Below are 7,054 nucleotides of genomic sequence, written 5' to 3'. Positions count from 1 at the left end.
CGCCGCATCGCCACCAGATATGATCGTCTCGCAATCAATTTCCTCGCAGCCGTCTGCATCGCTGCGCTGGTCAGTTACTGGTTATGAGTCCGGACCCTAGATCGGGATCATTTGCAAGTTTAATATCGACAACCGCGCGGTTCAGCATCAATACGCCAGAAAGTACCATGGCGGTATATCCAGCTCGCATGAACAGTCCTCTGGATACACTAGGCAAAACGAATTTCATTAAGCCAGAGGAGAGAACAGCGGCCAGCGCCACGAGCAAGCCGATTTCTATGGTTTTGAGATGAAACAAACCCAATGACGCATAAAGATAGAGCTTGATCAAATGGAGCAAGACTTCATTCGCGGCTCTGGTCGCGATGATTTCATCGTTGTCTAAACCGCAGCGAAAATAAAACCGGTTAAACAGGACACCAACCGCACCTGTCAGACCAGAAATGAAACCTGCCAAAAGGCCGACCAGTCTGATTTGCCATGGTGGAACAGTGAGCGATGCGGATGCGGTATGTTTTGTTTCCTGCTTTCTAAAGAGCCAAAGTAGATTGGAGATTAGAAATAGGCTGATGCACAACTCTAGATACATCGGTTGAAGATAACTCAACATCTTCGCGCCTAAAATCACTCCCAACATAGCCGTCGGCAAGAACAACTTGGCGATATCCCAACGGATGACGCTAAAAAATATCCAGATTCTGGAAAAGGAGCTTGTTGCTGTTCCAAGGGTAAGCGCTGCTGGCACCTGGCTTAGCGGGAGTGAATAGCCAAGGATTGGGATCAGTAATAATCCGGCGCCACCGCCACAAAATGCACTAAGAGAAAACGCAGTAAGCGCTGCAACAAAAAGAAAAAAGTAGATCATGGGGTCATCCATTCTACCAAACGAAAATCGTGAGCTTCGGGTGTCCGTCGTAAGATGATTTGAGGCCGATCAGGCATTCTTGCGAAGAGAGGCACCAGCTCAGCAATGTATAGATCTGAAGCGCCCCAGATCTGATGTTGCAAGCGATGGTGGGGAGAGCGCTGAACCGGGCGATGCGTGAACGCAGACGATGCCGATATGCTGGACAACGTCATCAGAGACATACCTGGAAGCAGAAAAGTAGAGATCGCCGACTCGTACCGAAGCATCTGGTCATCTACGCAGAACACTGGTTGAAAATCATTGTGGCGACTGTGCCTTGAACGTCCGTTCGCCTCTGATGGAACAGCCGTATGTTGTTACGATCCGCAGCCGCTTTGGCGATCGCCAAACCAAGACCGCTTCCTTCAATCTCCTGCGGCGCGCCTCGATAAAAACGGTCGTAGATGAAAGGCATGACATCATTCGGGATGCCGGGTCCGCTGTCCATTACATCTATTCGGGGCTGATTTTCAGTGAGAGAGAGTTTCACCGTGACCACACTGTCCCGCGATGAATAGCAAATCGCATTGTCGATAAGAATCGACAGAATTTTTCGAACCGCGGTATCGTCTGCATCAACTGATGCGGGATCTGCGATGTCTCTCTCGAGATGAATTCCACTTGCGCTTGCCGAGGTGACAAACTCTGTGAGGATTGAGGTGATAAGAGCGGCAAGGTCGATCGTTCGATTGCAGACTGCGGGACTGCCTTCAGATCTGGCCATTTCCAGCAGCTGGTTTGCCAAATGAGACGATCGTCGTACCCCATCACCGAGTTCGTTTGCCAATTCTCTGGATTGTTTACTGAGGTCAGATGCCAGTAAATTGTCGGTCTGTATTTGCAGCGCTGCAAGGGGCGTCCGGAGTTCGTGAGCGGCGTCGGCAACGAAACGTCGCTGGGTTTCCAATGCCTGACGATAGCGCTCCACAAGTTGATTGATTGCTGCAATGAGCGGAACGATCTCGGTCGGTATGTCCGTGGGCCGAAGGGGTTCGCGCGCCTCGAGGCTTCGGTTGCCGATTGCAGATGATAGGCGATGAAATTCGCGCAGGGTTCGTCCGATGGACCAACGTATCAGAAGCCATGCGAGCGGCACCGCCAGCAGCAAAGGAAGTGCAGCGCCCTTGGCAGCAAACGCGGCAATCTCGCGGCGGGCACTCCAGGTTTGAGCAATCAGCGCGTTGTGGTGAGCAGTGCTCCATCGATAGACACGCCAGGGTTGACCGTCTACGACAGCATCAGAAAGACCGGGTTGGTGCGTCCAAGGCATGTCGACTGAAGGTCCGCCGTGGTAAACAATGGCCCCAGAGCGATCCCAGACGCGAACCACGAGCCGGTCTTCATCCTCCGTTTCAAAGTCCATTGGCGTTTTTTTACTGGTATTGATCGCAATTTCCTGCAACTGGGCATCGAGGAACTTGTTAGCTTCGTAGGTCACCAAGCCGAAAGATGCGGCTGCGGCAGCCAAGCAGAAAGCTGCCAGCAATGCCGTGATCGGAGCGAGTATTGTCCTCAGCAACGAATTCATGACTCGCCTTTGATAACCACCCAGCCTGCTCCACGAATGTTGTGGATCATGTCCTTGCCGAACTTCTTTCGTAGGCCGTGTATGACGACATCGACCGCGTTGCTCTGGATTTCCTCGCCCCAGCCGTAAATTCGCATTTCAATTTGCGAGCGGGACAGAATGGTTCCGGGATGTTCCATCAGAGCATACAACACCGAGAACTCACGGGCGGACAGCGTTGCTTCGACGTCTCGGAAGGTCGCGACGTAAGTGGATGGATTCAGGGCAATGTCCTTGCTGGTCATCAATGCGCTGGTTCGAGCATTTGTTCGTCGAATCACGGCTCGAATCCGGGCCAGCAGGGTACGAAGGTCGAACGGCTTTATGAGGTAATCGTCGGCGCCGAGATCGAGGCCTGTCACGATATCATCTACGTGATCTCGCGCCGTTATGATGAGGATGGGCGGCATTCTCCTGCTGCTTCGCATTGCCTTCAGGATTTCGAATCCCGACATCTCCGGAAGCCCGATATCGAGTAGCGCCGCGGCGTGCTCTGCGCGCGTCAGCGCAGCTAACCCGTCGGCCCCATCGCGGATCCAATCCACAGTCATGCCGTTTCGCCCAAGGCCTCGGACCAGCGCTTTGCCAAACATCGCATCGTCTTCGATCAATAGCAGGCGCATTGTAACCGTTGGCTTGTGGGGTGGACTCGAAAGTCAATCGCTATTTGCGAACTTCACTCGCTTAGAGCTGGTTTTCGGGCTCGATCAATAGTCTCGATCATGACCTAGAGACATTCTAAATCCGATCTAATCTTCACCTAATTCTACTCTTGCAGAAGCATGCGCGAATTTATCGGGATTCGGGGGAATACATCTTATGACTAACGTAGGTTGCTGGGTTGCGCGCTTTGGTCGGCGCTCATTTCTTCTTTCAACGAGTGCCGTGGTCGCGTTTGGCGCCGGAATGTTGGCGAACAGCAGCTCCACGTTTGCACAAGAATCGCGATCGTCCGACACGACATTGCCGAAAGTGACGATTGATGCGCCAACACAGACACAGACCCGGCGTCGTCGCGCGTCAACTGCTGCACCGCGAACTGTAAGGTCGAGCCGTCAGGTCGCTGCTTCAGCACCCACGCCTAAACATATGCCGAGCGTGAACAGCCAGGACGCAAAGACAGGGCAGTCGGGCTACATCACCCAGAGCATAACCACCGCGACGCGGACGAACACACCTCTCATCAACGTCCCCCAGTCCGTCACCGTGCTGACAAAGGAGTTCATCAAGGACACAGCCATCCTGTCGATCGGCGAGGCCACGCGCTACGTGCCGGGCGTGATCTACCATCAAGGCGAAGGCCATCGAGACGATCTCGTAATCCGTGGACAGCGGACCAATGCAGATTTCTTCACAAATGGAATTCGGGACGACGTGCAGTATTTCCGCGATGTCTACAATCTCCAGCGGCTTGAGGTTCTGAAGGGCCCCAACGCTATGATTTTTGGACGCGGCGGCGGTGGCGGCGTGGTCAACCGGGTGTTGAAGGAGGCCGATGGTACGTCGGTTCGGGAGTTCACGGTCTGGGGAAATTCCTATCCGGGCGCGCGTATGACGGCCGACATCGGGCAGGCCATCAATGAGAATTGGGCGGCCCGTTTCAATGCAATGTATGAAAACACGAGTAGCTACCGAGATTTTGTCCATCTCGATCGCTGGGCCGTCAATCCAACCGTCACTTTTGCACCAAACGATACCACGACGGTCAAGCTGAGCTATGAGCACCTGCACGATAATCGGACCGTTGATCGTGGCGTCCCTTCGCAGATCCGCCCCGGCAACGCATTTCCGCGATTTCCATACGACACGTCGTCATCGACGTTCTTCGGCAATCCTCTTCTGAGCTATGCAATCGCTGACGTTGATATTGGTATGGCGATTATCGAGCACGATTTCGAAAACGGGTTCGCGGTCCGTAACGCTACTCAAGCGGCGAATTACAACAAGTTCTATCAGAACGTTTTTCCGGGTGGCGGCGCCAATGCGGGCGCGGTTAACCTTGCTGGTACATCCAGCAATCTTTCATCTTACAATAACGAAACGGACCGATCCAACCTCTTCAATCGAACGGACGTAACCTACAAGTTCGATGCCGGTTTGACGCGTCACACGGTCCTATTCGGAGGAGAGCTCGGTCGTCAGAGCGGTCTGAACTATCGTCAAAGCGGCTTCTTCAACGGCGTGGATTCGACGATCACTGTTGATCCAAGAAATCCTGTTTCCTATGTCCCCGTGACGTTCAGAAACAACGGGACTACGGATGCAAACAATACCTACAACCTCAATCTTGGCGCAGCCTTCCTTCAGGATCAGATTGAAATCACCCGCTATCTGCAATTGATCGCTGGCGTGCGGTTCGATCATTTCGACCTCTCGTCACGAGATCGGCGGACCGGCGTGGTGTTGGGCCGCGTTGACGATCTTGTGTCGCCGCGTGCGGGCATTGTTTACAAACCGATAGACAATCTGTCGATCTACGGCAGCTATAGTGTGTCGTACCTGCCGAGCGCTGGAGACCAATTCAGCGCGCTCAGTCCCGGATTGGTGATCGCACCGCCAGAAAAATTTGTGAACACCGAGATTGGGGTCAAGTACGATATCGTGCCTCGGCTTCAGTTTGCCGCCGCTGTGTATGATCTCGATCGGACCAACCAACGTATCGCGGATCCAGTCAATATTGGGTTCTTTCTCCTCAACGGGCAGACCAAGACACGAGGCTTTGAGGCGTCCCTTGCCGGTTACATCACGGATGCATGGCAAGTCACTGGTGGGTATTCCTACACGGATGCTCGGATTGCAAACAATCTCTCGGCAACGATTGTTGCCGGAAACCGCGTAGGGCTCGTTCCCTATAATACCTTCTCCGTCTGGAACAAATATCAGTTCGATCCCATGTGGGCCGGAGGCATAGGCGTGATCCATTATTCGAACTTCTTTGCCTCGTCCGACAACACCGTCCGCCTTCCGGAGTTTACGCGTGTTGATGCCGCAGTCATCCTGACTTTGAACCCGACGTGGCGCGCTCAGCTGAACATCGAGAACTTGTTCGATCAAAAATACTTCTCGACCGCAGATGGTAACAATAACCTTATGCCCGGATCACCGCGTGTGTTCCGGCTGCAGGCCACAGCGAGATTCTGAACGTTTGAAGCAGTCGTGGCGCCGAGCATCAGCTGTTCAAATGGTGGTTGTTCGATGAGCGAGATATTTGGTCTTCGAAACCATAACGTCACCGTAGACGGCTCATCGTTGAGTTTGACGTTCGACGGCAGGTGGGGCGAGCAAATTACGGTATCTATGCCCGCCGACCATTTGGACGCGCTTATGGCATCGCTTGGAAGAGTCAAACAAGAAGTGTCGATCAGGCAACGACCACAGAAACTAGTATTTAGCTTTCGAGGGCTGCAATCTTGGTCGGCTTCGAACGTCCCTGGTCAGGAGTATGTGTTTGTTATTCTCGATGGCTCTACTGCTCTGGCAGCGCCATACGCTGTGCCTCCGAAAATGGCAGAAGAGCTAGCTTCGGCGCTGTTGTCTGCCGCTGATGTCGCACGAAAGCAACGTCGGGACAATTGACCAACCTAGAAGAAGGTAACCCTAAATGGGAGATTTTCTTGGTTGGATAGCCAAGTCATCCGTGAGGGTGGATCGATCTCAATCTGTCGATGCTGAAACCGTCACTCTCGGTTCGCATACTCTTGAAAATTGCTTGCCCGTAAGATCCGAAGATCAGGCCGAAGATGGAATGGGAAGGTCAAATCTTATGCATCTGCATCTAGCTGCCGCTCAGAAATCTGAATCGCATCGGAAGTTTACTCCCGGCCGATATTCCTGGAGCGAAGTCCTGGATCAACTACGTGACGAAATCGCCGTGCTGTTGACGATGGGACTTGATCGGACCGAAATTGCTCGCAAGCTCGACATATCGGAGGCGGATGTCCGTGCGCTCGGCCCCAAAATACGTACGGGAGTCATGCGCCGCGATCTCTCCCGGCGGGCTGTCATTGCGCTGTTGAACGGTCGCCATGCTCATCTCAGCGGACGAACAGTTGGCAACCGAGTCCAACGCCTTATTAGGATCGCGTCCTCCTACACCCGTGAGGAACTGCTCATGGAGCCCGGTGTCGGAATCGTTACCGCAATCGAGATCGAGCTGTGGCTCGAAAAGCGGGGATGTTCGTTGGTAAAGGAATTCGTCGCGGATGATGGTATCGATAGAGTGGCGACCAATCCTATGTGTTGATAGCAGCTCTCATGGCCATTGTAATTTCAAATCGGCGCAGATTTTTTCGCCGCTGTATCGCTACGGCGCTTTGACGGACATTATTCTGCATTTGCGCCGACAATGCCCTGCGCGTTTCCGCTCCGATCTGTCGACAACGCTTTCTATCGTACCGGGAAGTGTATGACAGCAGGTGGTCGTCGAAGGAAACTACGGTTTCCAAGGGACGAGCCGTCGGTTTGCGCTCTACCTCGTGTATCGTCTTTTTTCTGATAGCGGAGCATGGTAGGAGTGCCCGTACACGCAGCCTGTTTTTCGATCTGGACGGCGCTACAGAGCCTTGTCGAACGCTTTGGGC

6 protein-coding genes and 1 pseudogene are annotated in these 7,054 nt (G+C 53.4%); 4 read left to right on the top strand and 3 right to left on the bottom strand.

All coding sequences use genetic code 11. The annotated features are described in order from the left end of the window. Positions 1-87 (top strand): annotated as a pseudogene (locus tag B2M20_RS19165) (IS5/IS1182 family transposase); the annotation flags it as partial. Here the strand turns inward: B2M20_RS19165 and B2M20_RS14285 are convergent. The 3 genes from B2M20_RS14285 to B2M20_RS14275 form a co-directional block, all read right to left on the bottom strand. Beyond that, on the bottom strand, positions 71-865 hold the full coding sequence (locus B2M20_RS14285) for a sulfite exporter TauE/SafE family protein (RefSeq protein ID WP_079447722.1): 795 nt from the start codon (positions 863-865) through the stop codon (positions 71-73). The pseudogene B2M20_RS19165 and the gene B2M20_RS14285 sit on opposite strands and share 17 nt — an antisense overlap. 277 nt (positions 866-1,142) lie before the next feature. Next, complete coding sequence (locus tag B2M20_RS14280; RefSeq protein WP_079447720.1) at positions 1,143-2,435, bottom strand: ATP-binding protein; 1,293 nt, start codon at positions 2,433-2,435, stop codon at positions 1,143-1,145. Further along, a complete protein-coding gene (locus B2M20_RS14275) occupies positions 2,432-3,097 on the bottom strand; it encodes a response regulator transcription factor (protein WP_079447719.1) in 666 nt (221 codons plus the stop codon). The genes B2M20_RS14280 and B2M20_RS14275 overlap by 4 nt, the downstream gene beginning before the upstream one ends. A gap of 196 nt (positions 3,098-3,293) precedes the next feature. On the opposite strand from B2M20_RS14275, the gene B2M20_RS14270 reads away from it, so the two are divergent. From B2M20_RS14270 to B2M20_RS18770, 3 genes are read left to right on the top strand one after another with little or no spacing between them, the layout of a single operon-like run. Beyond that, on the top strand, positions 3,294-5,615 hold the full coding sequence (locus tag B2M20_RS14270; RefSeq protein WP_420799316.1) for a TonB-dependent receptor: 2,322 nt from the start codon (positions 3,294-3,296) through the stop codon (positions 5,613-5,615). 54 nt (positions 5,616-5,669) lie between these two features. Next, positions 5,670-6,050, top strand: a complete 381-nt coding sequence (locus tag B2M20_RS19160) for a hypothetical protein (protein WP_139372918.1) — start codon at positions 5,670-5,672, stop codon at positions 6,048-6,050. A gap of 25 nt (positions 6,051-6,075) precedes the next feature. Further along, positions 6,076-6,717 carry a hypothetical protein gene (locus tag B2M20_RS18770; RefSeq protein WP_139372917.1) on the top strand — a complete coding sequence of 214 codons (642 nt, stop codon included), beginning with the start codon at positions 6,076-6,078 and terminating at the stop codon, positions 6,715-6,717. The last annotated feature ends 337 nt before the right edge of the window (positions 6,718-7,054 follow it).

Origin of the sequence: Nitrobacter vulgaris (genome assembly GCF_002028545.1) — a bacterium.
GTDB classification, from domain to species: Bacteria; Pseudomonadota; Alphaproteobacteria; order Rhizobiales; family Xanthobacteraceae; genus Nitrobacter; species Nitrobacter vulgaris.
This window is presented reverse-complemented; position numbering and strand designations above follow the sequence as displayed.